The sequence below is a fragment of the Streptomyces sp. NPDC001985 genome, from assembly GCF_040296845.1.
GTDB lineage: Bacteria > Actinomycetota > Actinomycetes > Streptomycetales > Streptomycetaceae > Streptomyces.
The window spans coordinates 31,930-57,795 of record NZ_JBEOYB010000054.1; the positions used below are offsets into that span (position 1 = coordinate 31,930).

The following is a 25,866-nucleotide window of genomic DNA, read 5'->3' on the forward strand; positions in this document are numbered from 1 at the left end:
CCGCTCCCACTCCACCCCCGGCCCCCGGGCCCCCGGGCCTCCGGCCCCCGGCTCACCAGGAGAAGCACCATGACCAAGCAGACCGTCCTCGGCCGCGTCACCCAGTTGGCGAAGGCCAACATCAACGCCCTGCTCGACCAGGCCGAGGATCCGGAGAAGATGCTCGACCAGTTGATCAGGGACTACACCGACAACATCGCCGAGGCCGAGGCGGCGGTGGCGGGCACCATCGGCAATCTGCGGCTGATGGAGCAGGACCACGAGGAGGACGCGGCGGCGGCCCGGGAGTGGGGCGGCAAGGCGCTGGCGGCCAGCCGGAAGGCGGATGAGCTGCGGGTGGCCGGGCAGGGCGCGGAGGCGGACCGGTTCGACCATCTGGCGAGGATCGCGCTCCAGCGGCAGCTCCAGTCCGAGCGGGAGGCACGGACGGCGGAGCCGGTGATCGCCTCCCAGTCGGAGATCGTGTCCGAGCTGCGGACCGGTCTCGACCGGATGAAAGCGAAGCTCGGGCAGCTGGGGGCCAAGCGGGACGAGCTGGTGGCCCGCTCGCGGACGGCGGACGCCCAGAACCGGATGCTGGACGCGGTGAAGAGCGTCGATGTGCTGGACCCGACGAGCGAGCTGCACCGCTTCGAGGACAAGGTCCGGCGGGAGGAGGCACGGGCGCTGGGGAAGCGGGAGCTGGCGGCGTCCTCGCTGGACGCCCAGTTCGAGCGGTTGGACAGCCTGGGCGACACGGCCGAGGTGGAGGCGCGGCTCGCCGCTCTGAAGACCGGGGCCTGAGGTGCGGGCCGGAAGCGGGAGCAGGAGCCGGGGCCGGGGCCGGGGCCGGGGCAGAAGGGCCGCCCCGGAGTCGTGCGCCGGGCCCCGGGTCAGAACATGCTGAGCAGTTGCTCCACCGTGGGCTCGGCCGCCGGTCCCCCGGCGGGCAGCGCGAGTTCGAACCAGACGGTCTTGCCGATCGGGGTGCGCCGGGAGCCCCAGGCCGCGCTGAGCAGCCCGACCAGCTGAAGCCCCCGGCCGCCCTCGTCGGTGTCGCGGGCGCGCCGCCTGCGAGGCTGTACCAGACCCGCGTCCCAGACCTCGCAGACGAGGGTGCGGTCGCGCAGCAGCCGCAGCCGGATCTCGCCCTCGCCGTACCGCAGGGCGTTGGTGACCAGCTCGCTGACGAGCAGTTCGACGGTGTCCGTCAGGGCTTCGAGGTCCCAGGAGGCCAGCAGGGCGCGCGAGAGTTCACGCGCCCGGCCGACCGAGCGGGGCTCGCGCGGCAGCACCCAGTCGCCGACGGCCTCGGCGGGCAGCCCCTGCACCCGGGCCATCAGCAGCGCGATGTCGTCCTCGCCGTGCCGGGTGTTGAGCGTGTTCAGCACGTGGTCGCAGACGTCCTCCAGCGACCGGGAGAGATCGGCCCGCACCGCCTCGGCGGGAGCGCCGGCGCGGACCGCCGGGTCGGACCCCACCGTCCGTACCGCCGGCTCGGACCCCGCCGTCCGGGTGCGCGAGGGCTCGGCGAGGGCGGTGCGGAAGGCCCGCAGCCCCTCGTCCAGCGGATGGTGCCGGGATTCGACCAGACCGTCGGTGTAGAGCGCGAGGAGCGCCCCCTCGGGCAGCTCGACCTCCACCTCCTCGAAGGGCTCGCCGCCCACGCCGAGCGGCATCCCCGGCGGTACGTCGAGCAGCAGCGCCTCCTGGCCCGGCTCGACCAGCACCGGGGGCAGATGCCCGGCGTTGGCGAAGGTGCAGCGGCGGGTGACCGGGTCGTAGACGGCGTACACACAGGTCGCGAGGTAGACCTCGGAGAGGTCGGCCCCGGGGGACTTGTGGGCCGTCCGGGACGCCTGCTGGGCGCCGATCGGGCTGCCGAGCCCCCGGGCGATCTCGTCGAGCGCGGAGAGCACCTCCGCCGGTTCGAGATCGAGGAGGGCGAGGGTCCGCACGGCGGTGCGCAGCTCCCCCATGGCGACGGCGGCCCGCAGTCCGCGCCCCATCACATCGCCCACGACCAGGGCGGTGCGGTGGCCCGGCAGTTCGATGACGTCGAACCAGTCGCCGCCGACCTCGGTGGCGGTGTTGCCGGGGAGGTAGCGGCAGGCGATGTCCAGCCCGGCGGCCTCGGGGTCACCGGGGGGCAGCAGGCTGCGCTGGAGGATGAGGGCGCGCTCGTGCTCCCTGCGGTAGAGCCGGGCGTTGTCGATGCAGACGGCGGCGCGGGCGGCCAGCTCGACGGCGAGCGCCCGGTCGCGCTCCCCGAAGGGTTCGCTGCCCTTGGTGCGGGAGAACTGGACCAGCCCGACGACCCGGTCGTGGGCGACCATCGGGACGGCGAGGGTGGACTGCACCAGGCTGCCGTCCCGGCCGGGTATGGACTGGACCCTGGCGGTGCGCAGCGCGGCGGCGCACGGCGAGTGGAAGGAGTAGCGGTGGACCTCGCCGACGGCGGTGGGCGCGCCGTCGCGGGAGCCGCACCCCGGGGTGGTGATCAGCGGGGAGTCGGAGACGGCGCTGGCGAAGGCGACCCGGCGCAGGGCGGCGCTCCCGCCGCCGAAGCTCTCGGCCCCGGGCGAGTCCCACCGGCCGGGCGGTGCCTCCTCGCCGGTGAGCAGATCCTGGACCAGGTCGACCGAGGCGAGGTCGCAGAAGCCGGGGACGGCGACGTCGAGCAGTTCGCGGGCGGTGGTCTCCAGATCGAGGGAGTTGCCGATCCGGGCGCTGGCCTCGTTGAGCAGGGCGAGGTTGCGGCGGGCGCTGGCGGCCTCGCGGACGGCGGCGTGGCGGCGGGTCACATCGGTGCCGACCCCGGCGACGCCGATGGGGCGGCCGGAGCCGCTGTGCACCCGGTAGAGGTTGACGGACCAGTGCCTGCGGTCGGCGCCGTCCCGGGCCACCCCGACGAGCTGGAGGTCGACCGCGGGCTCCCCGGTCTCCAGGACCCGGCGGAGCGCCGCGTCCATCCGTTCGGCCTCGGGGCGGGAGAGGTAGTCGTGGACGGTGCGTCCCCGGTGGTCCTCGATGCTGCCGCCGAAGACGGTGGCGACGCGCTGGTTGGCGCGCTGGACCCGCAGATCGGTGCCGAAGAGCAGAAATCCAAAAGGGGATTGTCCGAAAATGGCCTGTGAGGCGGCCAGATCGGTCTCCACCTGCCGCAGGGTCCGGACATCGACGACCAGACAGAGCGCCGCCCGCTCGCCGTTCTCCGTCTCGCTGGGCATCACATAGACCTCGGCGACCCCTCGGGGCTCGGCCCGTCCCGGCACACGGAAGGGGACCAGACCGGTCCACTCCTTGCCGTCGAGGATCTCGCCGACCTGCCGGCGGCCCTGTGTCCGCAGGTCGGACGAGAGGAAGACCTCGACCGGGTCCTTGCCCCTGACCTCGGCGGCAGTGATGCCGAAGAGATCGGCGGCACGCCGACTCCACTGGTCGACCAGCCCATCGGGGCCGATCGAGAAGGCGGCGGCCCCTATCGAGTCATAGATCGAGCCAGGCGGGCTGCTCTGCCATACGACACCGTTCGTCGTCCCAGGTATCTCGCTCACGCGACCGTCCCCTCCAGCTCACCGCACCGGACCGGCCATGACCGCAGTATTCAGCACTACGGCTCTGACGCACACGGCGTTCACGATCACAGCACGGTCTCGTTCATTTTGCGCCGACTCAGCGGTGATCGTTATCCCTTCACACTCTTAACCAGTAAGAGCCAGCTCGAACCACACTGTCTTCCCTGTCCTGCCCCTTCGGGTACCCCAGCGTCGCGCGGTTCCGGCGATGAGTTGAAGACCGCGTCCGCCCTCGTCGTCGGGGGCGGCGACGCGCTCCGTGGGCGGATCGGGCAGCGGATCGGAGACCTCCACCAGCAGGAAGGGCGCGTTCCCGTTCCGCTCGCGGTGGCCCAGCCGGACTCCGATGGGGCCGGAGGCATAGCGCAGGGAGTTGGTCACCAGCTCGCTGACCAGCAGGACCGTCACATCGGCGACAGCGGGGTCGAGCCCCCAGGCGCGCAGTGTGTCCCTGACGGCATGACGGGCGGTGCGCACCGCACCGGGCTCGGCGGGGAAGGTCCACTCGGCGCGCGCGCCGTCGGAGTCGATCACGCCGCTCACTTCCCGGACCAGCAGCAGACCCGCATCCCTTGTAGGGGGGCTAATCACCACATACCCGATATTTGGGACGAGATACCCGCTCAGCCCGTTAAGTGGTGCATGGTTGACACAAACGGCGTACGGACGGGGCCCCGCGCCCTCCGGGGCGCGCCGAACCGCCCCCGGGGACCGCCGTGAGCGCGCCCGCGGGCGGCGGAGGAGGTCATCGCAGGGTGCCCGATGCCTTGAGGTCGTCGAAGAGGAGCTGGTCGACCGGGGGGACGAGGGCGCGGTCGGCGTAGGAGAACCACGCCATCTCCTCGATCTCGGCGCTGGCCGCGAGGCTGCCCCGGTACTCGCCGGTGTAGCAGCTCATCCGCACCACCGCGCCGCCCGTCAGCTTCTCGTCCCGGGCCTCATAGGTGCCCACATGGGCCACGGTCGCGGGGACGATCGACACCGTCAGCTCCTCCGCCACCTCGCGCAGCAGGGTTTCGAGATCGCTCTCCGCGCCCTCGCGCTTGCCGCCGGGGATGTAGAAGACATCTTTCCCCCGGGGGCGCGCGCAGAGAATCCTGCCGCCCTCCACCCGTACCCATGCCACCGTGTCGATCAATGCCGGCATTGCCTGCCTCACTCACGCGGAACCCGGTCAGGCTGGAGACCCTACCGGGGCGCCGCGCTCCGCCCTCGGGCGGGCGGACCGTGGGGGGAGCGCGGGGGGAACGCGCCAGGGGGCCGCGCGCCCGGCACGGGTCGGTCCGGCATCCGGGGCCGGGAGCCCCGGGCCGCTGTGGATCGGCGGCGGGCCGGCGGCAGACCGGCGGCGGGCGCGTCCGGTCAGTAGGCGGTGGTCCGCCCGACGCGCTCCACCCAGTAGAGCTGCTCGCGTCCGGCGACATCGAGCGTGTCGGCCATCTGCTGGGCCTCGTCCTCGGTCGCGTACCGACCGACGCGATAGCAGTTGCCGTTGTCGTCCTGGCGTATGACGAGCCAGGGGAGCACCGGGCCGGCGTCATTCATCGCGCACCTCCCCACCTCGCTCCGCGGGCCATCGGAAGTGGCCCGGAAACCGCGCTATGCATATGCCAGAGCCTACGCCTGACCCTCACTCAGCGGATACGGATTCACACAAAGAGAAAGGAAAGAGGGGGCGCGTCCGATCACGCGCGCCCTCCCCCGACGCCGGACGACCCGGGATCACCCTCCTCCGGCCCGGGCCCCTCCGCCCCGGCCGGGCCGCCTCAGCGGGCCGCCTCAGCGGGCCACTTCACCGGGTCACTTCACCGGGAGGTGGTAAGCGATCCGGAAGCGGTCCGAGGGGACGACGAGGTCCGCCGTCTCGACCGCGCGCCCCGAGGCGTAGTACGTCCGCGCCAGGACCAGCACCACCTGTCCCGGCGCCCCGCCGAGAGCGCGCAGTTCCTCCGTGAGCCCGGGGCGCGCGCCGATCTCCTCCGCGACGTTGTCCACGACCAGGCCGATGGCGGCCATCCGCTCCACCACCCCGCGCCCGCCCACCGGCCCCTCCTCGGGCAGCATCACCGGGGTGCGCCCGGTGAGGTCGAGCGGCTCCCAGGAGGTGGAGAGCATCATCGGCTCGCCGCCGTCGCGGAACACATAGCGCGTACGCATCAGGGGCGCGCCGGCCTCGACGCCCAGCCGCTCGGCGATCCCGGCGCCCGCCGGCGCGCGCTCACTGCCGGACTCCCAGGTGCCGCGGACGCCGTCGGCGGTCTGCTCCTGGCGGAAGAGGGAGGAGCCGGAGGCGGGCCGGTAGCCGGAGCGGGAGATACGGCGCGGCACCGGCCGCTCGCGCACATAGGTGCCGGAGCCCGAGCGGCCCTCCACCAGGCCCTCGGCCATCAGGACCCGGCGCGCCTCCAGGGCGACCGTGTCGGAGACTCCGTACTCCCGGCAGATCCGGGCCTGGGAGGGGAGCCGGGAGTGCGGCGGCAGGGAGCCCGTGACGATCTGCCGGCGGAGATCGCTCGCGATGCGCTGGTAGGCGGGCTGCTCACCGAAGGCCACTGATCACTCCCATCATCTTGACAGACGGCAACAGACTGACAACCGTGGGTTGTTGACCGCAACCATGGGCCAAGGTTTCACCCGAAGTGATGAGTTGGACGCCGGAGACGGTTACCCCAGGTACCCGCGCCCGGACCATTGACCTCAATGGTCCAGACCAATACGGTCCTGACTGCACGACGCCGTTCACGGAAATGCTCCCGCGTACGCGTACGCGGGGGCACGCACAGGAATGAGTCCCATGCGTCGAAGAACCCTTGTACGCACCACGGTCGCGGTCAGCTCCCTCGCGCTCCTCGCGACGATCGCCCCCGCCGCCACCGCCACCGCCGACACCTCCGCACAGGCCCGGTCCGAGGCCCGAGCCCAGGCGGCAGACCGGGACCGGGGCCAGGACCGCGACGATGACGACGACGACCGCAAGCGCTCGTACAAGCGCATCGGCTACTTCAGCCAGTGGGGCATCTACGGCCGGGACTACCACGTCAAGAACCTGGAGACCAGCGGCCAGGCGGCGAAGCTGACCCATATCAACTACGCCTTCGCCAATGTCAGCCCCGAGGGCAAGTGCCTGATCACCGGCCCCCTCGGCGAGGCCGACTCCTGGGCCGACTACGTCCGCCCCGTGGACGCGTCCCAGTCGGTGGACGGCGTCGGCGACACCGCCGACCAGCGGCTCGCGGGCAACTTCAACCAGCTGCGCGAGCTGAAGGCCAAGAACCCGAACCTCAAGGTGCTGATCTCGCTCGGCGGCTGGACCTGGTCCACCCACTTCTCCGAGGCGGTCTTCACGGCGGAGAAGCGCAAGTCGCTGGTCTCCTCCTGCCTCGACATCTACATCAAGGGCAATCTGCCCGTGGACGGCGCGCGCGGCGGCGAGGGCGCGGCGGCCGGGGTCTTCGACGGCGTGGACATCGACTGGGAGTGGCCCGGCTCGGCGGGCGAGGCGGACACCCCGTACCGCCCGGAGGACAAGAAGAACTTCACCGCGCTGGTGAAGGAGTTCCGGACCCAGCTCGACGCGCACGCCAGGAGCGAGGCGCGGAAGACGGGCAAGAAGGCCAAGCACTACGACCTCTCCGCCTTCGTCCCGACGGCCCCCGCCAAGATCGACGCGGGCTTCGAGGTCCCGAAGATCATGCGGGACTTCGACTTCGTCAACCTCCAGGGCTACGACTTCCACGTCTCGGGCGAGAAGACCACCGCCCAGCAGTCCGCGCTCTACGCGAAGAACGACTTCAGCGTCCACCAGACGGTGGGCGACTGGCTGAAGCGCGGCGCCCCGGCACACAAGCTGGTCGTGGGCATGCCGTTCTACGGCCAGGGGTGGACCGGCGTCTCCGGCGGCGGCGACGGCATGGGCCAGCCGGCCGAGCGGCCCGCCCCCGCGGTGCACCAGCCGGGCTTCGAGGACTACAAGGTCCTCAAGAAGCTGGCCGATTCGGGGAAGTACCAGGTCCACCGGAAGCACGGCCAGGCGTGGCTGTTCGACGGGACCACCCTGTGGACGTACGACGACCCGAAGGTGCTCGACGCCAAGACCGAGTACATCCGTGACCGGGGTCTCGGCGGGGCGATGTTCTGGTCCCTCGACGGGGACACCGAGAACGGCGAGCTGGTGAAGGCCGTCGACCGCGGGCTGAAGCGGCGCTGACGGCATCCGCGCGCCCCGGACAGGGGTCGGGGCGCGACCGGTACGGGGCCGGTGTTCCAGGGCTGTCGGTGGCCCGGGGGCACCGGCCTCCCGCGTGTACGTCTCAGGAGGCGGGCCCGTCGGGTCCGGCGGGGGTGGCGGGGGCGCCGGGGACGGCTCGGTCCGCCGGGGGCACGGCCTCCAGCCCCAGCGCGCGGCGGATGGCGGACTCGGTCCCCACCTCCAGTGCCTTCTCGGCCGCCTGGGAGGTCCGCCAGAAGGCGTCCTCGCGATCGCTGTCCCGCTCCAGCGCCTTCAGATCGTCGTCCCGCTTCCCGTCCCGCCCCGCTTCCCCCCGCTTCTCCCTCTTCTCCTCCCCTTTCCGCTCCCACTGTTCCTCCCACCGCTCGTCCCACCGCTCGTCACCGACCCGGGACGCCTTCCGCCACAGTCCGCCCGCCCGGTCGAACTCCGCGGCGCGCCGGTCCGCGGCCCCGGCCGCCCTCGCGGGCCAGTCGTACTCCCGCAGCACCCTCGCCTGCTCGGCGTGGACCGCGGCGGACTCCGCCGCCCACTCCCGGACGGCCTCGGCGTGCTCCGGCTCCGGCTGCCCCAGGAGGACGTCCCCGATCTTCGCCTCCAGCGCCACATAGGCGTACTGATCCCTGTTCAGTCCGCGCGCCGGCCCCCGGAGCGAGCCGGTGATCCGCGTCCCGTCCACGGTGGCGAGACCGCAGTGGACGGTCCGGTCCCCGGCGGCCCACTCCTCCCGGCCGGGCCGGTGGACGTACGGCTCCACATTCCGGGGAATCCGCCAGGGGTCCAGCACATACGCCAGGTGGAACGCGTCGCAGCGCTCCCAGGCCTCATGGGCGAGCGGTGTGTCGCCGGGGTACTCCGTGAAGCCGGTGACCGGGAAGGAGGCCGTGATCTCCCCCTCGTGGGGGGTGCCGCACCCGACCACATCGGCCGGCATCGCCGCGCCGGGGGCCGGTGGGTCCGTGCTGGGCAGACGGACGCAGTCCCCGCTGCGCAGCTCCGGTGCGCGCGGGCTCCGGGAGGCGTCCCTCCACCCCTCCCGGAAACCGTTCCACGCCTCCCCCGCCACACCGGTGAGCAGCAGCATCAGCACCAGCGCCGTGCTGAGGGAGGAGAGCGCCGCACCCGCGACCGCCAGCCCCCGGCCGCGCTGCCCCCGCCGCCGGATCTGCGCCAGCGCGATCAGCCCCAGCACCAGCCCGAGCGGCGGCAGACAGCAGACGACCCCGGTCACCAGGGAGGCGATGGAGAACCTGTTGACCGGGGCGGGCGCCGGGGGCGTCCCGTACCCCGGATACAGGTGATACGCCTGGTACGCGGGGTGCTGCCCGCCCGGACGGGGTGGCGGGGGTCCGCCCGGCTGTGCGGGGTCCACGGGTGCGGTGCTCCTCGTCGGATCGGGGATGCGGCAGGCCGGAATCGTATAAACCGAACGGCGGTGCCGGCGGCCCGGGTTGGGCTTTCCGACGCGGGAGCGGGGTGGCCGCCTCGGCGACCACCCCTGGATACGGCCCGGACTCAGAACTGGAGCGCCCAGGAGTCGATCTTCCCGGTGTCCTGCGCGGCGTTGTCGCCGACGCGCAGCTTCCAGACGCCGTTGGCGCTCTCGGACGACGCGTTCACCGTGTACGTGGTGTTCACGTTGTCGGCGCTGCCGCCCGACCCGTACGCCTTGAGGTTGTAGACGGTGCCGTCGGGGGCGACGAGATCGATCCGGAGGTCGCCGATGTACGTGTGCTTGATGTCGACGGGCACGCTCAGGGCGGCGGGTGCGTTCCCGGGGACGCCGCTGACGGTGACCGGGGACTCCACCGTGGTGTTGTCGCTGATCGCGTAGTCGTTGACGTTCTCGAAGCGGTCACCGGGGGGCTGGGTCCCGCCCGCGCCGACCCGGAGCAGCCGGTTCGGGGAACCGGTGCCGGGAGAGGTCACCACACCGGTGGTGGCGGCGCCGGTGAGCGCGGTGGAGACCTGCGCCGGGGTCGCGGAGGGGTTCGCCGCGAGGTGGAGCGCCGCCGCGCCCGCGACATGCGGCGCCGCCATCGAGGTGCCGGAGATGGAGCTGGTGGCGGTGTCGTTGGTGTTCCAGGCGGAGGTGATGGCCGAGCCCGGGGCGAAGAGGTCGAGCACGCTGCCGTGGTTGGAGAAGCTGGAGCGGGCGTCGGTGCTGGTCGTCGAGCCGACGGTGAGGGCCTCGGTGACCCGCGCGGGCGAGTAATTGGAGGCGTCGGCGTTCGAGTTGCCGGCGGCGATCGCGTAGGTGATGCCGGAGGCGATGGAGTTGCGCACGGCGGCGTCGAGCGTCGCGTCGGCCCCTCCGCCGAGGCTCAGGTTGGCGACGGCCGGCTTGACGGCGTTCGCGGTCACCCAGTCGATGCCCGCGACGACCTGAGCGGTGGTGCCCGATCCGGCGTTGTTCAGCACCCGGACGCCGACGACCCTGGCCTTCTTGGCGACACCGTGCGCCGTCCCGGCGACGGTTCCGGCGACATGGGTGCCGTGGCCGTGGCCGTCCTGGGCGGTGTTGTCGTTGTCGATGGCGTCGTAGCCGTAGCTCGCCCGGCCGCCGAAGTCGCCGTGGGAGATCCTTACGCCGGTGTCGATGACATAGGCGGTCACCCCCTCGCCGGCGGTGTCCGGGTAGGTGTAGCTCTGGTTGAGCGGAAGGGCCGCCTGGTCGGTCCGGTCCAGACCCCAGGACGGCGGGTTGGTCTGGGTGGCGGTGGTGGTGAACACCCGGTTCTGCGCCACGGTGGCGACGGCCGGATCGGCGGCGAACTTCTTCGCCTGCGCCTCCGAGAGCTGCACCGCGTACCCGTTGAGCGCGGCCTCGTACGTCCGGTTGATCTTCGCCCCGTACGCGGCGGCGAGCGCCTTCCCGGCCCGCGACCCGGCGTCCACCGCGGAGTCACGGAGGGTGACGATATAGCTGTCCTTGATGACCCCCGGGGCCCCCGCGTTCTGAATAACCCCCTCCGCGGCCACCGGCCCGGCCGCGGTGGCGGCGGTGGCCGGAAGCACGGAGACCGCGCCGAGCGCGAGCGAGGCGACTGCTGTGGCGCTGACCGTGGTGAGTCTTCGACGCGAGATACGCATCACTGACATGGGGAGGTCCTCCTCGTTGAATGGCGCGTCACAGATAAAAGCGTCAGGTGCATGACATGAATGGGCCGCTGGATCTGCCATGCTCATGCCGTGCTTGCCTGCCGAGCGAAAGATTGTCCGACCCACGGGACCGGCACAAGGGCGCCCGGGGTGCTGTAACACTTGCGCCACACTGGCCATACAACTGTCATGCGCCGCAAGGCTGTTGATCGCTCGGGACACAGGGGCGCCACAGGAGGCGGGGGGTGCGGGCCGGGGCCGCGCCGGCGCGCGGTGAGTGAGCAGAGCGTGAGTGCCTGCCGAACCGCCTTCCGCCCCGAGGCGCAGGCCGAGCTGCGGAAGATCCCGCGCGAGACGGCGCCGCGCGTCCTGGCCGAGCCGACCGAGCGGGAAAGCGATCCGCCCGGCTTCAACACCACCGCACTCGCGTCCCAGCCGGATCGCCGGCGCCACGGGTCGGCGACTACCGCGTCGTCCACACGATCGACAACGGGGAGCCGGCGGTCCGGGCCGTTCGCGTGGGGCACCGGCCCACCGTTCACGGCACCCGACCACCGCTGACCCCACGTCAGACTATCCAGCACCCATCAACAGCACGGGGACGACGAAGGGGCCGGGCTCGACAGAGCCCGGCCCCTTCTGACGTGTACGTTCGACTCAACGCTCGGCATGCAGTAGGCGCACGGCTACACGTTGCAGCGGAACGTTCAACACACAGCTCCCACCTGCGGAAACGCGGTTCTCGGTGCCCTGATCCAGCACCGATCCAGCACGGTGCGAGTTCATCCGGCACATCCAGCACGCACGACCGCGACGAACACCCACCACCCGCGATGCGTTGTGTACACATGGGACACTCGGTACCCTTGGGCGCATGACGCAGCCGCTGCCCATAGAGTCCATCCGCGACGTGCGTGCCCACCTCGCCGAGGTCGTGGAGCGCGCCGATCGCGACGACGTACCCACAGTGATCACGCGCCGAGGCAAGGAAGTCGCCGCCGTCGTCTCCATCGAGGTACTGCGCAAGTATCAGGAATGGGAAGAGCGCGAGATCAATCGGATCATCGACGAGCGCATGGCCAACCCAGCACCCGGCATCCCGATCGAGGACATCATGAGGGAGACGCTGGCGCGCAGTGAGTGAGTACCGAACCGTCTTCCGCCCCGAGGCGCAGGCCGAACTTCGGAAGATCCCTCGCGACATGGCGCTGCGCATCCTGGCCAAGCTGACCGAGCTGGAGACCGACCCCCTCGGTTTCCACACCATCGCACTCGTGTCACAACCCGACCGCCGTCGCCTGCGGGTCGGCGACTACCGCGTCGTCTACACGATCGACAACGGAGAGCTCGTGGTGTGGGTCGTTCACGTCGGACACCGCTCCACCGTCTACGACACTTGATGCTGGCTGAGTCGGCGTCAGAACATCCAGCACCCATCCAGCACGGTGACGACGAAGGGGTCGCCTCCCGGAGGAGGCGACCCCATCTGAACTGGACGTTTGCCAGATCAGCAACGTGGCGCTACGTGACGCATCACACGTTGAACCGGAACTCCACCACATCGCCGTCCTGCATCACATACTCCTTGCCCTCCATGCGCGCCTTCCCCTTCGCGCGCGCCTCCGCCACCGAGCCCGTCTCGACGAGGTCGCCGAAGGAGATGACCTCCGCCTTGATGAAGCCCTTCTGGAAGTCGGTGTGGATCACACCGGCCGCCTCCGGGGCGGTCGCGCCCTGGGGGATCGTCCAGGCGCGGGTCTCCTTGGGGCCGGCCGTCAGATAGGTCTGGAGGCCGAGGGTGGCGAAGCCGACGCGGCCGAGGGTGGCGAGGCCGGGCTCCTCCTGGCCCATGGACTGGAGGAGCTCCAGGGCCTCGTCGTCGTCCAGCTCGATCAGCTCGGACTCGATCTTGGCGTTGAGGAAGATGGCCTCCGCCGGGGCGACCAGGGCGCGCTGCTCGTTCTTGAAGTCCTCGTCGACCAGTTCGTCCTCGTCGACGTTGAAGACATAGAGGAAGGGCTTGGTCGTCAGCAGGTGCAGCTCGTGCAGCAGGTCGCCCTGCTCCGTGCCCTTGGTGACACCGGCCGAGAACAGGGTCTCGCCCGACTCCAGGATCTTCTGCGCCGCCTCGACCGCCGCGAGGACCGCGATCTTGTCCTTCTGGAGGCGGGACTCCTTGGTCAGGCGCGGGACCGCCTTCTCGACCGACTGGAGGTCGGCGAGGATCAGCTCGGTGTTGATGGTCTCGATGTCGTCCTTGGGCGAGACCTTGCCGTCCACATGGACGACGTTCTCATCCTTGAAGGCCCGGATGACCTGGCAGATCGCATCCGACTCCCGGATGTTCGCCAGAAACTTGTTCCCCAGGCCCTCGCCCTCGCTGGCGCCGCGCACAATGCCCGCGATGTCCACGAAGTCCACCGTCGCGGGCAGAATCCGCTGCGATCCGAAGATCTCCGCGAGCGTGGCGAGACGGGCGTCGGGGACGCCGACCACACCCACGTTGGGCTCGATCGTGGCGAACGGGTAGTTGGCCGCCAGCACGTCGTTCTTGGTCAGGGCGTTGAACAGGGTCGACTTGCCGACATTCGGCAGACCGACGATTCCGATCGTGAGCGACACGTTGGCGACTTCCTGAGTGAGGGCTGGGGGACGAGGCGGAGAGGGGCCCGTGGACGGGCCGATCCCCCAGTTTACGGGCGGGGCGAAGCGGGCACGGACGGGAGCCGCCGCTCGAACCTTTCGCCAAGGTCACCCAAAGGGCGTGTCCCGCACCTGATTCCTCCCCACTCGCCGCCTACGTTGGTCGCGTGGAGCAGCCCAGGACCCGTCCCCCCCAGAGCCGGCAGCGGCCCCAGCCCCCTCTGTCGTCACCGAGCGCGCTCGCCGAGAGCCCCGCCGTGTACGGCGTACGGCCCTCCGCGCGCCCGGCGCGTCCCGTGCCGCCGGTGGTGCGCACCCTGCGCCGGCTGCCCGGCCCACGGCTGACAGGTCTCGGCGGCGGGCTCTTCGCCTGTGTCGCGATGCTGCTGATCGGAACGCTGGACCGGCTGCTCCTGGACGGCTCCGCCGTGGTGTACGGGGTGCTCTTCCTGCCCGTCTGCGCGCTCACCGCGCTCTGGGTGCGGGAGGCGGACATCGTCACCGCCCCGATCGGGGTGCCCATCGCCTTCGCCACCGGCATCGTGCCGATCTCCGGCGGCGAGGGCGGCCTCGGCGAGCAGATCATGGCCGTGGTGACGGCGCTGGCCCTGCACGCGGGCTGGCTGTACGGCGGCACCCTCGTCGCCGGGCTGATCTCCTGTGTCCGGAAGGTACGCCAGATGGGGCGGCGCAGGCGCCGGATGCGGCCCGGGCCGCCGGTGAGGCCGGGCCGCCGGTGAGGCCGGGCCGCCGGTGAGGCCGGGCCGCCGGTGAGGCCGGGCCGCCGGTAGCCGGTCGGTCGTCAGTGGCGGCAGTCGGTACGCGGGGGCCGCTCAGCCCCGGCCGCCGGCCGACGCCATGGCCGCGCCCACGATCCCCGCGTTGTTCTGGAGCTCCGCCGGAACGATCTCCGCCCGGATGCCCTCCAGATGCGGCAGGAACTTGTCCGCCTTGCGGCTCACCCCACCACCGATGATGAACAGCTCCGGCGAGAACAGCATCTCCACATGGGCGAGGTACTTCTGGAGCCGGTGCGCCCAGTGGTGCCAGCTGAGGTCCTCGTCCTCCTTCGCCCTGGTCGAGGCGTGCTTCTCGGCCTCCCGGCCGTGCAGCTCCAGATGGCCCAGCTCGGTGTTGGGCACCAGGCGCCCGTCGATGAAGACCGCGCTGCCGATCCCCGTACCGAGGGTCAGCAGCATCACCGTCCCCCCGCGGCCGCGGCCGGCCCCGAAGGTCATCTCGGCGACCCCGGCGGCGTCCGCGTCGTTCAGCAGGGTCACCTCGGCCCCGTCGAGCCGCTCGCTCAGCAGCTTCGCGGCGTCCAGGTCGATCCAGCCCTTGTCGACATTGGCCGCGCTGCGGGTGACGCCCCCGGTCACCACGCCGGGGAAGGTGATGCCGACCGGGCCCGACCACCCGAAGTTCCGCACCACCTCGGCGACGCCGTCCGCCACCGCGTCCGGTGTCGCCGGGTGCGGGGTCAGCACCTTGTGGCGCTCCTGGGCCAGGTCGCCGCGGTCCAGATCCACGGGAGCGCCCTTGATCCCCGAGCCGCCGATGTCCACTCCGAAGACGTTCATGGAGCCAACGTTACGGGCAGCGCCCGGCTGTTACTCGTCGGACGAGGCCACGGAGGCGGGGACCTGCGCGGTCCCGGCCGCCTTCGCCATCAGCTCGGCGGCCTCCGCGCGCAGATCGCGGCGCAGCTCCTTCGGCAGCGAGAAGGTGATCGACTCCTCGGCGGCCTTCACCAGCTCCACGTCCTGGAAGCCGCGCTGCGACAGCCACTCCAGCACGCCCTCGACGAGGATCTCCGGCACGGAGGCCCCCGAGGTGAGACCGACCGTGGAGACGCCCTCCAGCCAGCTCTCCTCGATCTCGGCCGCCTCGTCGACCAGGTGGGCGGCGCGGGCGCCGGCGCCGAGGGCGACCTCCACCAGCCGGACGGAGTTCGAGGAGTTCTTCGAGCCGACGACGATGACCAGGTCCGCGTCGGCGCCCATCTGCTTGACCGCGATCTGGCGGTTCGACGTGGCGTAGCAGATGTCGTCGCTGGGCGGGGAGATGAGCTGCGGGAACTTCTCCTTCAGCCGGTCGACGGTCTCCATCGTCTCGTCGACGGAGAGGGTGGTCTGGGAGAGCCAGACGACCTTGGAGTCGTCGCGGACCTCGACCTTGGCCACATCGTCGGGGCCGTCGACCAGGGTGATGTGGTCGGGGGCCTCGCCGGAGGTGCCGATGACCTCCTCGTGGCCCTCGTGGCCGATGAGGAGGATGTCGTAGTCCTCCTTGGCGAACCGGACGGCCTCCTTGTGCACCTTGGTGACCAGGGGGCAGGTCGCGTCGATGGTCGCGAGGTTGCGGCCGGCGGCCTCGTCGTGGACGACCGGGGCGACGCCGTGGGCGGAGAACATGACGATGGACCCCTCGGGGACCTCCGCCGTCTCCTCGACGAAGATCGCGCCCTTCCGTTCCAGGGTCTGGACGACGTACTTGTTGTGGACGATCTCGTGGCGGACATAGACCGGCGAGCCGTACTGCTCCAGGGCCTTCTCAACGGCGATCACGGCGCGGTCCACGCCCGCGCAGTAGCCACGGGGAGCGGCGAGCAGGACGCGGCGGGCGGGAGACGTAGCAGTCATGGACCCATCGTAAGGCCGTTCAGAACAGGCGAGCCGCCGGTGCCTGGGGGAAGACTGGGACGGCACGCGACGGACGGAGGGCCGGATGACCAAGGGCAGGGGCCAGGACACGGGCGCGGTCGCGGGCGCGGTCCCGGCCGGAGGGGAGCTTCGGCGGAGTCTCGGGTTCCGGGATCTGGTGGTCTACGGTCTGCTCTTCATCGCGCCCATGGCCCCCGTGGGCGTGTACGGCACCCTCGACGCCAAGTCGCACGGCGCGGTCGCGCTGGTGTACGCGGTGGCCACCGTCGCGATGGCGTTCACCGCCCTCAGTTACGCCCAGATGGTGCGGGTCGCCCCGCAGGCCGGGTCGGTCTTCACCTACGCCCGGAAGGCGCTGGGCGAGGGGCCCGGGTTCATCGCCGGGTGGATGGCGCTCCTGGACTATCTGCTGATCCCGGCCGTCGCGTATCTCTTCTCCGGGATCGCGATGGAGGCGCTGGTCCCCCAGGTGGACCGGTGGGTGTGGACGGGGATCGCCGTCGTGGTGACCACGCTGCTGAATCTGTGGGGGGTGCGGGCGGCGGCCCGGGTGGGGTTCGCGGTGCTGGCGATGGAGATCGTGGTGCTGGTGGTCTTCGTGGTGTCGGCGGTGGTGGTGCTGGCGCGGGACGGGGCGCGGCGCGACTGGCTCTCGCCGCTCACCGGGGACACCGCTTTCTCGATGACGGCCGTGTTCGGCGCGGTGTCGGTGGCGGTGCTGTCGTATCTGGGCTTCGACGCGATCGCCTCCTTCGCGGAGGAGGTGACGGGCGGGTCGCGGAAGGTCGCCAGGGCGGTGCTGTTCTGTCTGGGGCTGGCGGGGGTGCTGTTCTTCGTCCAGACGTATCTGGTGGCGCTGCTGGAGCCGGTGTCGTCGGCGGAGCTGGCGGCCGATCCGGCCCGGCAGGGGTCGGCGTTCTACGACGCGGTGGATGTCTCGGTCGGGTCCTGGCTGCACGATCTGATCGCGGTGAGCAAGGCGATCGGCGCGGCGTTCGCGGCGCTGGCGGGGCAGGCGGCGGCGGGGCGGCTGCTGTTCGCGATGGCGCGGGAGCGGCGGCTGCCGAAGGTGCTGGCCCGCACCGACCGGGGTACGCCGAGGGTGGCGCTGCTGCTGGCGGCGGCGGTGAATCTGGTGGCGGCGGTGTGGGCGGCGCGGCGGGCGGACGGGCTGGACCACCTGGTGTCGGTGGTGGACATCGGGGCGCTGACGGCGTTCGTGCTGCTGCACGCGAGCGTGGTGGGGTGGTTCGTGGTGCGGCGGATGGAGGGGCCGCCGCGGTGGTGGAGGCATTTGGTGGCGCCGGCGGTGGGGGCGGCGATCCTGATCGCGGTGATGGTGGAGGCTTCGGGGACGTCGCAGGTGGTGGGGGTGGTGTGGCTGGGGGTGGGCCTGGTGGTGCTGGCCTTCCTCTGGGGCCGCCCCAGCCCCCCGGGGGCCCCGGAGCGCTGATGCGCGGGGCCTCGCGGGCGTTTGAGGGCGCGCACCAGCTCAGCCGCGCCGGTGGGCTACTGCCCCAGAGGCAGCTCTGGAGGGAGATCGAGCCGCACCATCCCAGCCCCGCCGACCGGGCCGAGGCACGGAATCCAGTCCCGCCGCCGTTTGAGCCGTACACCTCGGCTTCCCCCTGACGTTTGAGCCGCACCTCCAGCCCCCGCCGGCGGCTGGGGCGCACCACCTCAGCCCGTCCGGCGGTTGAGGCGCACCACCTCAGCCTCTTCGGCGGTTGAGGTGGTGCGCCTGTCCAGCCCCGGCCGCCGTTTGAGCCGCACCACCCAAGCCCCGCCGCCGTTTGAGCCGCACCACCTCAGCCCCTCCGGCGATGAGGCCGCACCACCTCAGCCCCTCCGGCGATTGAGGAGCGGGGGTTCGGGGGCCGGCCCCCGAACCGGGCCCGCAGGGTGCGGGGCTCCCGCGGCACAGGGGCCGTCCTCGAACCCCCGCTCCGGCTGGGAAGCCCAAGGCACCCGAGGTGCGGAGCCGTCCTCGGATGACGGGGCGGCCGGAGAAGGGCCCGTGGGGAATGGCGCGGGAGGGGTGTCCGAGGGGGCCGTTAGGCTCGGGGGATGGCTTTGAATACGTCGCCCGAGGCGCCGCTCCCCGTCGGCGAGGTGTCCCGGCTGATCGGCGGGTGGATCGACCGGCTCGGCGCGGTCTGGGTCGAGGGCCAGATCACCCAGCTCTCGCGCCGCCCCGGCCAGGGAGTCGTCTTCCTCACCCTCCGCGACCCGTCCCACGACATCTCCGTCGGCGTCACCTGCTACCGCCAGGTCTTCGACGCCGTCGCGGGCGTCGTCACGGAGGGCGCCCGCGTCGTCGTGCACGCCAAACCCGAGTGGTACGCGCCGCGCGGCCAGCTCTCCCTGCGGGCCGTGGAGATCCGGCCCGTCGGCGTCGGCGAGCTGCTGGCGCGGCTGGAGCAGCTCAAGCGCTCCCTCGGCGCCGAGGGCCTCTTCGCCCCCGAGCGCCGCAAACCCCTCCCCTTCCTCCCGCACCGGGTGGGCCTGGTCTGCGGCCGGGCCTCCGCCGCCGAGCGCGACGTCCTGGAGAACGCCCGCCGCCGCTGGCCCGCTGTCCGCTTCGAGGTGCGCAATGTCGCCGTGCAGGGGGTGCGCGCGGTCGCCCAGGTGGTCGCCGCGGTCCAGGAGCTGGACGGCATCCCCGAGGTCGATGTGATCATCGTGGCGCGCGGCGGGGGCAGCGTCGAGGATCTCCTCCCGTTCTCGGACGAGGCGCTGGTGCGCGCGGTGTCCGCGTGCCGTACGCCGGTGGTCTCCGCCATCGGCCACGAGCCGGACTCCCCGCTGCTCGACCTGGTCGCCGATCTGCGCGCCTCCACCCCGACGGACGCGGCCAAGAAGGTCGTCCCCGACGTGGGCGAGGAGCTGGAGCGGGTGCGGCTGCTGCGAGACCGCGCGCTGCGGACGGTCCAGGGGCTGCTGGAGCGCGAGGAGCGCGGTCTCGCCCACGCCCTGGGCCGCCCCTCGATGGAGCATCCGCACCGGATGGTGGAGCAGCGGGAGGCGGAGACGGACGCCCTGGTCGCCCGCAGCCGGCGGGTCCTGGGCCATCTGCTGGACCGGGCCGTGTCGGAGCTGGCGCACACCCGAGCCCGGGTGCTCTCGCTCTCCCCGGCGGCGACCCTGGAGCGGGGGTACGCGGTCCTCCAGCGGGAGGACGGGGCGGTGGTCCGCTCCCCCGATGAGGTCGCGGCGGGGGACGCGCTGCGGGCCCGGGTCTCGGCGGGCGAGTTCGCCGTCCGGGTGACGGAGTGAGCGGCGCGCCCCGGTCCGGCCCCCGCACCGGCCCCCGCACCGGCCCCCGCGCCGGGAATGACACCCCACCCGAGGTCACAGAACCCGAGATCATGGAAATGGATCACATGACTGACAGCACGGCCGGCGGCTCCGACGGGACCGCGCCCGGCTACGAGCAGGCGAGGGACGAGCTGATCGAGGTGGTGCGCCGGCTGGAGGCGGGCGGCACCACCCTGGAGGAGTCGCTCGCGCTCTGGGAGCGCGGCGAGGAGCTGGCGAGGGTCTGCCGCCACTGGCTGGAGGGCGCCCGCGCCCGGCTGGACGCGGCGCTCCGCACCCCGGAGAGCGAGGGCGAGAGCGCGGAGAGCGACGGCACCGGCCCGCGGTGACCCCGGGAGCGGGGCCGGGAGGGGCGCGGCGGCTGTGCGTGCGGCATGTGAGTCCGGCCACGCCCCACAATTAGTTGAAATTTAATCTACTGCGCTACGGTTACACCCTCCCGTACGCCACTCCCCGCCCCGAAAGGTGCGCCGCATGCCCCTCGTCCTCGACCCCGTCGCGCAGGACCTCCTCTTCCGCGAGGCCCGCACCGCCAACACCTTCACCGACGAGCCGGTGACCGACGAGCAGGTCCAGGCGATCTACGACCTGGTCAAGTTCGGCCCCACCGCGTTCAACCAGAACCCGCTGCGGGTCATCCTGGTCCGCTCCGCCGAGGCCCGGGAGCGCCTGGTCGCGCACATGTCCGAGGGCAACCGGCCCAAGACCAGCACCGCGCCGCTCGTCGCGATCCTCGCCGCGGACAACGAGTTCCACGAGGAGCTGCCCCGGCTGATGCCGCACTTCCCGCAGGCCAAGGACGTCATCTTCGGCGACCGTCCGGTCCGCGAGGAGAACGCGAGCCTGAACGCCGCGCTCCAGGCCGCGTACTTCATCGTCGGCGTCCGCGCGGCCGGTCTCGCCGCGGGCCCGATGACCGGCTTCGACTTCGCCGGTGTGCGGAAGGAGTTCCTGGACGACGACCACACCCCGCTGATGGTCGTCAACATCGGCCGCCCGGGCGAGGACGCCAGCTTCCCGCGCAACCCCCGCCTGGACTACTCCGACGTGGTCACCACCGTCTGACCCGTCACGGGTACGCGACAGGGCCGCCGCACCCCTCCCGGGCGCGGCGGCCCTGTCGCACACCCACCGCCGACCGGCGGCCATGTCGTCTCTTTCGGATCGTGCCGGGCTCGCGAGCCCCGCTCACCGATCCGGCCCGATCCGAAAGAAACTCCCTAGGACTTCACCTCGGCGGCCGGCTGCGAGGGCTTCGCCTCCAGGGCCGCCGCCATCTCGGCGAGCCGCTCCAGAGGTGCCGTCCCGGTCACCACCGTGGTCGCGCCGCCCTTCTCCTCGCGCACCAGGGCGTCGTACTTCCCGCCCTCCCAGCGCTGCCAGACCTCGGCGCCGACGCGCTCCGTCCTCCCGGTGTCCTCGGCCTGGTGGGTGACGCGCGGGATGAACTTCTTCGGGTCCTCGGTGGACTGCTCGACCGCGACGTACTGCTTCTGCGGGTCGAGGAAGCCGAGGTGCCAGGCGTCGGACTCCGAGCCCCGGAAGGAGACCGAGGTCGCCTTCCACTCCTTCGGCAGCCCCTGGGGGGCGAACACCGGATACGGCGCCGCGCGCTGGGCGGTGACCTGCTCCAGCCGGTACTCGACCCGCTTCAGCGGATCGCCGTTGTCATCGTTCGGGAGGAAAATGTAGATCGTCCCGACGACGGCGCCGATGGCCGCCATGGAGAGGACCATGTCGCGGATTGTCTGTCTGCCTCGCATACCTGCCACGCGCCTATCGTCGCATCCACCACCCGTGCTCAAACGTGGGGGCCTCTGCTCATTTTGTCGACGTACGGATAATGTGTGGTCCCGGGGGCGCTCCCGGACTCCTCCACACCACCCTCATTCCGGCCGTCGCCGTACAGAAAGGTGCGCTCCGATGACCGAGCACAGTCTGCCGTCCCAGCTGGAGGTCTCCCCCGAGGCCCCCGACCGCAACCTCGCCCTGGAGCTGGTGCGGGTCACCGAGGCCGCCGCCATGGCGGCCGGCCGCTGGGTGGGGCGCGGCGACAAGAACGGCGCCGACGGCGCGGCCGTCAAGGCCATGCGCACCCTGGTCCACACCGTCTCGATGAACGGCATCGTCGTCATCGGCGAGGGCGAGAAGGACGAGGCGCCCATGCTCTTCAACGGGGAGCACATCGGTGACGGCACCGGCGCCGAGTGCGACATCGCCGTCGACCCGATCGACGGCACGACGCTGGCCGCCAAGGGCATGCCCAACGCCATCGCGGTCCTGGCCGCCGCCGACCGGGGCGCGATGTTCGACCCGTCCGCCGTCTTCTACATGGACAAGCTGGTCACCGGCCCGGAGGCCGCCGACTTCGTCGACATCAACGCCCCCGCCTCGGTCAATATCCGCCGGGTCGCCAAGGCCAAGCGCTCCGCCCCCGAGGACGTCACGGTCGTCATCCTCGACCGGCCGCGCCACGAGTCCATCGTCAAGGAGATCCGCGAGACCGGCGCCCGGATCAAGTTCATCTCGGACGGCGACGTGGCCGGCGCGATCATGGCCGTGCGCGAGGGCACCGGCGTCGACCTGCTGATGGGCGTCGGCGGCACCCCCGAGGGCATCATCACCGCCTGCGCCATCAAGTGCCTCGGCGGCACCATCCAGGGCAAGCTCTGGCCGAAGGACGAGGCCGAGCGGCAGCGGGCGCTGGACGCGGGCCACGACCTGGACCGGGTGCTGCTCACCGACGACCTGGTGGAGGGGGACAACGTCTTCTTCGTCGCGACCGGGATCACCGACGGCGAGCTGCTGCGCGGAGTGCGGTACGGAGGGGAGACCGCGACGACGCAGTCGCTGGTGATGCGGTCCAAGTCGGGCACCATCCGGCAGATCGACTCGACCCACCGGCTGTCGAAGCTGCGCGCCTACAGCCAGGTCGACTTCGACCGGGCGCAGTAGCCGCTCCTGCCCCGGGAACGGACGGACAGACGGACCGGCGAACGAACGACACGAACCGGCTGACCGACGGACCACAGTGAGGGGGGTCGCCCATGTGCGGTGGGCGACCCCTGGCCGGATGCCCGGCTCAGGCCGCCGACCGGTCCTTCTTGACGTCCACATCACGCCGCCTGCGCCGCGCCAGCACCACCCGGCGCTCGGCCGCGGTCAGCCCGCCCCACACTCCGTACGGCTCCGGCTGGAGCAGCGCGTGCTCCCGGCACTCGACCATCACCGGGCAGCGGGCGCAGACCCGCTTGGCGGCCTCCTCACGGGACAGCCGCGCGGCCGTCGGCTCCTTCGACGGCGCGAAGAACAGCCCGGCCTCGTCCCGACGGCACACCGCCTCCGCGTGCCAGGGTCCGTCCTGGTCTTCCCTGGCCGGCACCCGCTGGGACGGCACAGCGGTCACCTGCAGGGACTGGTACGACAGTTGCAGCACGGTCTACTCCTGACGACGGCTTCGCGAGCGAGAGACGATGCAGCTCTCCCTACCCGCTGTACGCACTCCTATGCACTGAGTGGTACACGCTTCCCGGGGCCGGGAATCCTGCGCGGGCGCTCATGGCCGAAAAAATCGCTCCGGAGCGGAGCCGTCAGCCCAGAAAGTACTTCCGGACGCGGTGCTGGAGATCGGCGACCCGGCTTCCGCGCTTCGCCTTGGCCTCGACGTTCCCGAAGACCGAGTACCCGTTGACCACCACCGTGGGGGCCTCGCGGTCGGCCGACTCCAGCGTCCGCACCTCGAAATTGCCGAAAATCCCATTGCCATTTCCGCGCAGGGTGATGTTCTCCGGAACCCGGACCTCCACATTGCCGAAGATGGAGGTGGCGTTGATCACCGTGACCCGCTGCTCGAAGAGCGCCTGGGTGAGGTCGATCTCGATGCTGCCGAAGAGGGAGAAGGCGTTGGTGCGCGGGCCGACGCGCCACCGGCCCCTGCGGACGGAGGCGGAGAAGACGGCGACCAGGTTCTCCGCGACCTCCCCCGGCTCACCGGCCTGGTACGCGTACGCGGCGGTCTCGGGCTGCTTGCGGGCCGCGGGCAGGTCCTGGACGAGCGGCTGGAGTTCGCCGACCGTCTTGGCCCGCAGGACGGCGTCGATCCGCTCGGAGTGCTCCTCGGGGTCGAGCCGGCCCTCCGCCAGGGCGTCCCGGAGGATGTCGGCGATCCGGTCGCGGTCGGCGTCGGACGCGCGGATGGCATCGGAGGCACGGGGGGTGGCGCCGGGCTCAGCGGGGACGACAGGCTTCTGGGGCTGCTTTTCGAGGTCCACGGAGCCAGGGTATCCAAACGCGATAGATCGCGACCAGGGGCAACACGGCGCGGGCTGCCCCGGTCCACTGAGCCTTACCTCACCGCAGGGGCGCGCGGGAGCGCGCTCTACGCTGGGAGCCGCGCCGCTGTCCGTCAAGTCTGCCGAGTGAGGAATGGCCGCAATGCCAGAGTTTGCGTACTCAGATCTGCTCCCCCTGGGAGAAGACACCACGCCCTACCGGCTGGTGACCGCCGAGGGTGTCTCCACCTTCGAGGCCGACGGACGTACGTTCCTCAAGGTCGAGCCGGAGGCGCTGCGAACCCTCGCCGCCGAGGCCATGCAGGACATCTCGCACTATCTGCGGCCCGCGCACCTCGCGCAGCTCCGCCGGATCGTGGACGACCCGGAGGCGTCCGGCAACGACAAGTTCGTCGCCCTCGACCTGCTGAAGAACGCGAACATCTCGGCGGCCGGGGTGCTGCCCATGTGCCAGGACACCGGCACCGCGATCGTGATGGGCAAGCGCGGACAGAACGTGCTGACCGCGGGGGGTGACGAGGAGGCGCTGTCGCACGGGATCTTCGACGCCTACACCAAGCTGAACCTCCGCTACTCGCAGATGGCCCCCCTCACCATGTGGGAGGAGAAGAACACCGGGTCCAACCTGCCCGCGCAGATCGAGCTGTACGCGACCGACGGCGGCGCGTACAAGTTCCTCTTCATGGCCAAGGGCGGCGGCTCGGCGAACAAGTCGTTCCTCTACCAGGAGACCAAGGCGGTCCTCAACGAGACCGCCATGATGAAGTTCCTGGAGGAGAAGATCCGCTCGCTGGGGACGGCGGCGTGCCCGCCGTACCACCTGGCGATCGTGGTCGGCGGCACCTCGGCGGAGTTCGCGCTGAAGACCGCGAAGTACGCATCGGCGCACTATCTGGACGAACTGCCCGCCGAGGGGTCGCCCCTCGGGCACGGCTTCCGGGACAAGGAGCTGGAGCAGAAGGTCTTCGAGCTGACCCAGCGGATCGGGATCGGCGCGCAGTTCGGCGGGAAGTACTTCTGCCACGACGTCCGGGTGGTGCGGCTGCCCCGGCACGGCGCGTCGCTGCCGGTGGCGATCGCGGTGTCCTGCTCGGCGGACCGCCAGGCGGTCGCGAAGATCACCGCCGAGGGGGTCTTCCTGGAGCAGCTGGAGAAGGACCCGGCGCGCTACCTCCCCGACACCACCGACGAGCACCTCTCGGACGAGGACGTGGTGCGGATCGACCTCAACCGCCCCATGGACGAGGTGCTGGCGGAGCTGACCCGCTACCCGGTGAAGACCCGGCTGTCGCTGACGGGGCCGCTGGTGGTGGCGCGGGACATCGCCCACGCGAAGATCAAGGAACGGCTGGACGCGGGCGAGGAGATGCCGCAGTACCTGAAGGACCACCCGGTGTACTACGCCGGTCCGGCGAAGACCCCTCAGGGGTACGCGTCGGGTTCCTTCGGCCCGACGACGGCCGGGCGGATGGACTCGTACGTCGAGCAGTTCCAGGCGGCCGGCGGGTCGAAGGTGATGCTGGCGAAGGGGAACAGGTCGCGGCAGGTGACGCAGGCGTGCGGGGCGCACGGGGGGTTCTATCTGGGGTCGATCGGGGGGCCGGCGGCGAGGCTGGCGCAGGACTGCATCAAGAAGGTGGAGGTGGTGGAGTACGAGGAGCTGGGGATGGAGGCGGTGTGGCGGATCGAGGTGGAGGACTTCCCGGCGTTCATCGTCGTCGACGACAAGGGCAACGACTTCTTCACCGAGCCCGCCCCGTCCCCCACCTTCACCTCCATCCCCCTCCGCGGCCCCGGCCTGTCCTAGCCTCCGCGCCGGGCCCGGCCCGTCCGACACCCCCAGCCCGTCCGGCGTTTGAGGACGGCCCCCGTGCCCCAGGAGACCCGGGCAATCTCAGCCCGTCCGGCGATTGAGGACGGACCCCGCGCCACAGGACCCCGCACCGTGCAAGATGCAGCCCGTCCGGCGTTTGAGGACGGACCCCGCGCCACAGGACCCCGCACCGTGCGGGCCCGGGTCGGGGGCCAGCCCCCGAACCCCCGCGCCTCAAACGCCGGCGGGG

24 protein-coding genes and 1 pseudogene are annotated in these 25,866 nt (G+C 71.5%); 12 read left to right on the top strand and 13 right to left on the bottom strand.

Annotation, left to right across the window (positions count from 1 at the left end; all coding sequences use genetic code 11):
* Positions 1 to 69: 69 nt before the first annotated feature.
* On the top strand, positions 70 to 783 hold the full coding sequence (locus ABT122_RS23340) for a PspA/IM30 family protein (protein WP_351555490.1): 714 nt from the start codon (positions 70 to 72) through the stop codon (positions 781 to 783).
* Positions 784 to 872: 89 nt separating this feature from the next.
* On the opposite strand, the gene ABT122_RS23345 is transcribed toward ABT122_RS23340, so the two are convergent.
* From ABT122_RS23345 to ABT122_RS23365, 5 genes are all read right to left on the bottom strand, one after another.
* Positions 873 to 3,536: a SpoIIE family protein phosphatase gene (locus ABT122_RS23345; protein WP_351555493.1), complete on the bottom strand. Its 2,664-nt coding sequence runs from the start codon at positions 3,534 to 3,536 to the stop codon at positions 873 to 875.
* Between the two features lie 147 nt (positions 3,537 to 3,683).
* Entirely contained in the window at positions 3,684 to 4,100 is a 417-nt protein-coding gene (locus ABT122_RS23350) for an ATP-binding protein (protein WP_351555496.1), read from the bottom strand.
* A gap of 202 nt (positions 4,101 to 4,302) precedes the next feature.
* Positions 4,303 to 4,704, bottom strand: coding sequence for an NUDIX hydrolase (locus tag ABT122_RS23355; RefSeq protein WP_351555499.1), 402 nt, complete (start codon positions 4,702 to 4,704; stop codon positions 4,303 to 4,305).
* Between the two features lie 215 nt (positions 4,705 to 4,919).
* Entirely contained in the window at positions 4,920 to 5,102 is a 183-nt protein-coding gene (locus ABT122_RS23360) for an SPOR domain-containing protein (RefSeq protein ID WP_351555502.1), read from the bottom strand.
* Positions 5,103 to 5,357: 255 nt separating this feature from the next.
* Positions 5,358 to 6,110 carry a GntR family transcriptional regulator gene (locus ABT122_RS23365; protein WP_351555505.1) on the bottom strand — a complete coding sequence of 251 codons (753 nt, stop codon included), beginning with the start codon at positions 6,108 to 6,110 and terminating at the stop codon, positions 5,358 to 5,360.
* A 241-nt stretch (positions 6,111 to 6,351) separates the two neighbouring features.
* Here ABT122_RS23365 and ABT122_RS23370 point away from each other — a divergent pair, with 241 nt between their 5' ends.
* A complete protein-coding gene (locus ABT122_RS23370) occupies positions 6,352 to 7,764 on the top strand; it encodes a glycoside hydrolase family 18 protein (protein ID WP_351555508.1) in 1,413 nt (470 codons plus the stop codon).
* A 103-nt stretch (positions 7,765 to 7,867) separates the two neighbouring features.
* Here ABT122_RS23370 and ABT122_RS23375 read toward each other — a convergent pair whose 3' ends face one another.
* Positions 7,868 to 9,157: a DUF4190 domain-containing protein gene (locus ABT122_RS23375; RefSeq protein WP_351555511.1), complete on the bottom strand. Its 1,290-nt coding sequence runs from the start codon at positions 9,155 to 9,157 to the stop codon at positions 7,868 to 7,870.
* A gap of 143 nt (positions 9,158 to 9,300) precedes the next feature.
* Positions 9,301 to 10,887, bottom strand: a complete 1,587-nt coding sequence (locus tag ABT122_RS23380; protein WP_351555513.1) for a S8 family peptidase — start codon at positions 10,885 to 10,887, stop codon at positions 9,301 to 9,303.
* Positions 10,888 to 11,175: 288 nt separating this feature from the next.
* Here ABT122_RS23380 and ABT122_RS23385 point away from each other — a divergent pair.
* The 3 genes and pseudogenes from ABT122_RS23385 to ABT122_RS23395 all read left to right on the top strand — a co-directional run.
* Positions 11,176 to 11,435, top strand: a pseudogene (locus tag ABT122_RS23385) (type II toxin-antitoxin system RelE family toxin); the annotation flags it as partial.
* A 326-nt stretch (positions 11,436 to 11,761) separates the two neighbouring features.
* Positions 11,762 to 12,031 carry a type II toxin-antitoxin system Phd/YefM family antitoxin gene (locus tag ABT122_RS23390; RefSeq protein ID WP_007266282.1) on the top strand — a complete coding sequence of 90 codons (270 nt, stop codon included), beginning with the start codon at positions 11,762 to 11,764 and terminating at the stop codon, positions 12,029 to 12,031.
* Positions 12,024 to 12,287, top strand: coding sequence for a type II toxin-antitoxin system RelE family toxin (locus ABT122_RS23395; protein ID WP_351555517.1), 264 nt, complete (start codon positions 12,024 to 12,026; stop codon positions 12,285 to 12,287). The genes ABT122_RS23390 and ABT122_RS23395 overlap by 8 nt, the downstream gene beginning before the upstream one ends.
* A 133-nt stretch (positions 12,288 to 12,420) precedes the next feature.
* On the opposite strand, the gene ychF is transcribed toward ABT122_RS23395, so the two are convergent.
* A complete protein-coding gene (gene ychF / locus ABT122_RS23400; RefSeq protein ID WP_351555520.1) occupies positions 12,421 to 13,509 on the bottom strand; it encodes a redox-regulated ATPase YchF in 1,089 nt (362 codons plus the stop codon).
* A gap of 188 nt (positions 13,510 to 13,697) precedes the next feature.
* Here ychF and ABT122_RS23405 point away from each other — a divergent pair, with 188 nt between their 5' ends.
* Positions 13,698 to 14,270, top strand: a complete 573-nt coding sequence (locus ABT122_RS23405) for a DUF6542 domain-containing protein (RefSeq protein WP_351555522.1) — start codon at positions 13,698 to 13,700, stop codon at positions 14,268 to 14,270.
* Positions 14,271 to 14,363: 93 nt separating this feature from the next.
* On the opposite strand, the gene ppgK is transcribed toward ABT122_RS23405, so the two are convergent.
* Both ppgK and ABT122_RS23415 read right to left on the bottom strand, forming a co-directional pair.
* Complete coding sequence (gene ppgK, locus ABT122_RS23410; RefSeq protein WP_351555525.1) at positions 14,364 to 15,110, bottom strand: polyphosphate--glucose phosphotransferase; 747 nt, start codon at positions 15,108 to 15,110, stop codon at positions 14,364 to 14,366.
* Between the two features lie 30 nt (positions 15,111 to 15,140).
* Positions 15,141 to 16,172 carry a 4-hydroxy-3-methylbut-2-enyl diphosphate reductase gene (locus ABT122_RS23415; RefSeq protein WP_351555528.1) on the bottom strand — a complete coding sequence of 344 codons (1,032 nt, stop codon included), beginning with the start codon at positions 16,170 to 16,172 and terminating at the stop codon, positions 15,141 to 15,143.
* Positions 16,173 to 16,257: 85 nt separating this feature from the next.
* Here ABT122_RS23415 and ABT122_RS23420 point away from each other — a divergent pair, with 85 nt between their 5' ends.
* The 4 genes from ABT122_RS23420 (at position 16,258) to ABT122_RS23435 (ending at position 20,576) form a co-directional block, all read left to right on the top strand.
* Positions 16,258 to 17,646, top strand: coding sequence for an APC family permease (locus tag ABT122_RS23420; RefSeq protein WP_351555531.1), 1,389 nt, complete (start codon positions 16,258 to 16,260; stop codon positions 17,644 to 17,646).
* Positions 17,647 to 18,260: 614 nt separating this feature from the next.
* Entirely contained in the window at positions 18,261 to 19,469 is a 1,209-nt protein-coding gene (gene xseA, locus ABT122_RS23425; RefSeq protein ID WP_351555534.1) for an exodeoxyribonuclease VII large subunit, read from the top strand.
* A gap of 107 nt (positions 19,470 to 19,576) precedes the next feature.
* Complete coding sequence (locus ABT122_RS23430; RefSeq protein ID WP_351555537.1) at positions 19,577 to 19,840, top strand: exodeoxyribonuclease VII small subunit; 264 nt, start codon at positions 19,577 to 19,579, stop codon at positions 19,838 to 19,840.
* Between the two features lie 145 nt (positions 19,841 to 19,985).
* Positions 19,986 to 20,576, top strand: a complete 591-nt coding sequence (locus ABT122_RS23435) for a malonic semialdehyde reductase (RefSeq protein ID WP_351555540.1) — start codon at positions 19,986 to 19,988, stop codon at positions 20,574 to 20,576.
* 155 nt (positions 20,577 to 20,731) lie between these two features.
* On the opposite strand, the gene ABT122_RS23440 is transcribed toward ABT122_RS23435, so the two are convergent.
* Complete coding sequence (locus ABT122_RS23440) at positions 20,732 to 21,274, bottom strand: DUF4245 domain-containing protein (RefSeq protein WP_351555555.1); 543 nt, start codon at positions 21,272 to 21,274, stop codon at positions 20,732 to 20,734.
* A 160-nt stretch (positions 21,275 to 21,434) separates the two neighbouring features.
* Here ABT122_RS23440 and glpX point away from each other — a divergent pair, with 160 nt between their 5' ends.
* Positions 21,435 to 22,466, top strand: a complete 1,032-nt coding sequence (gene glpX / locus ABT122_RS23445) for a class II fructose-bisphosphatase (protein ID WP_351555543.1) — start codon at positions 21,435 to 21,437, stop codon at positions 22,464 to 22,466.
* 127 nt (positions 22,467 to 22,593) lie between these two features.
* Here the strand turns inward: glpX and ABT122_RS23450 are convergent, their stop codons facing one another.
* Both ABT122_RS23450 and ABT122_RS23455 read right to left on the bottom strand, forming a co-directional pair.
* Positions 22,594 to 22,947, bottom strand: a complete 354-nt coding sequence (locus ABT122_RS23450) for a WhiB family transcriptional regulator (RefSeq protein ID WP_351555546.1) — start codon at positions 22,945 to 22,947, stop codon at positions 22,594 to 22,596.
* A gap of 154 nt (positions 22,948 to 23,101) precedes the next feature.
* The gene (locus ABT122_RS23455) at positions 23,102 to 23,782 is read right to left on the bottom strand and encodes a DUF1707 SHOCT-like domain-containing protein (protein ID WP_351555549.1); all 681 of its coding nucleotides are present in this window, start codon (positions 23,780 to 23,782) and stop codon (positions 23,102 to 23,104) included.
* 163 nt (positions 23,783 to 23,945) lie between these two features.
* Between ABT122_RS23455 and ABT122_RS23460 the strand changes: the two genes are divergently transcribed.
* On the top strand, positions 23,946 to 25,610 hold the full coding sequence (locus tag ABT122_RS23460; RefSeq protein WP_351555552.1) for a fumarate hydratase: 1,665 nt from the start codon (positions 23,946 to 23,948) through the stop codon (positions 25,608 to 25,610).
* The last annotated feature ends 256 nt before the right edge of the window (positions 25,611 to 25,866 follow it).

Bases quoted from the DNA above. Each gene is read 5' to 3' on its own strand.
- ppgK (WP_351555525.1), bottom strand. From the start codon at position 15,110: ATGAACGTCTTCGGAGTGGACATCGGCGGCTCGGGGATCAAGGGCGCT.
- xseA (WP_351555534.1), top strand. From the start codon at position 18,261: ATGGCTTTGAATACGTCGCCCGAGGCGCCGCTCCCCGTCGGCGAGGTG.
- ABT122_RS23420 (WP_351555531.1), top strand. From the start codon at position 16,258: ATGACCAAGGGCAGGGGCCAGGACACGGGCGCGGTCGCGGGCGCGGTC.
- ABT122_RS23355 (WP_351555499.1), bottom strand. From the start codon at position 4,704: ATGCCGGCATTGATCGACACGGTGGCATGGGTACGGGTGGAGGGCGGC.
- ABT122_RS23370 (WP_351555508.1), top strand. From the start codon at position 6,352: ATGCGTCGAAGAACCCTTGTACGCACCACGGTCGCGGTCAGCTCCCTC.
- ABT122_RS23440 (WP_351555555.1), bottom strand. From the start codon at position 21,274: ATGCGAGGCAGACAGACAATCCGCGACATGGTCCTCTCCATGGCGGCC.
- ABT122_RS23390 (WP_007266282.1), top strand. From the start codon at position 11,762: ATGACGCAGCCGCTGCCCATAGAGTCCATCCGCGACGTGCGTGCCCAC.
- ABT122_RS23430 (WP_351555537.1), top strand. From the start codon at position 19,577: ATGACTGACAGCACGGCCGGCGGCTCCGACGGGACCGCGCCCGGCTAC.
- ABT122_RS23360 (WP_351555502.1), bottom strand. From the start codon at position 5,102: ATGAATGACGCCGGCCCGGTGCTCCCCTGGCTCGTCATACGCCAGGAC.
- ABT122_RS23435 (WP_351555540.1), top strand. From the start codon at position 19,986: ATGCCCCTCGTCCTCGACCCCGTCGCGCAGGACCTCCTCTTCCGCGAG.
- ABT122_RS23340 (WP_351555490.1), top strand. From the start codon at position 70: ATGACCAAGCAGACCGTCCTCGGCCGCGTCACCCAGTTGGCGAAGGCC.
- ABT122_RS23460 (WP_351555552.1), top strand. From the start codon at position 23,946: ATGCCAGAGTTTGCGTACTCAGATCTGCTCCCCCTGGGAGAAGACACC.
- ABT122_RS23380 (WP_351555513.1), bottom strand. From the start codon at position 10,887: ATGTCAGTGATGCGTATCTCGCGTCGAAGACTCACCACGGTCAGCGCC.
- glpX (WP_351555543.1), top strand. From the start codon at position 21,435: ATGACCGAGCACAGTCTGCCGTCCCAGCTGGAGGTCTCCCCCGAGGCC.
- ABT122_RS23415 (WP_351555528.1), bottom strand. From the start codon at position 16,172: ATGACTGCTACGTCTCCCGCCCGCCGCGTCCTGCTCGCCGCTCCCCGT.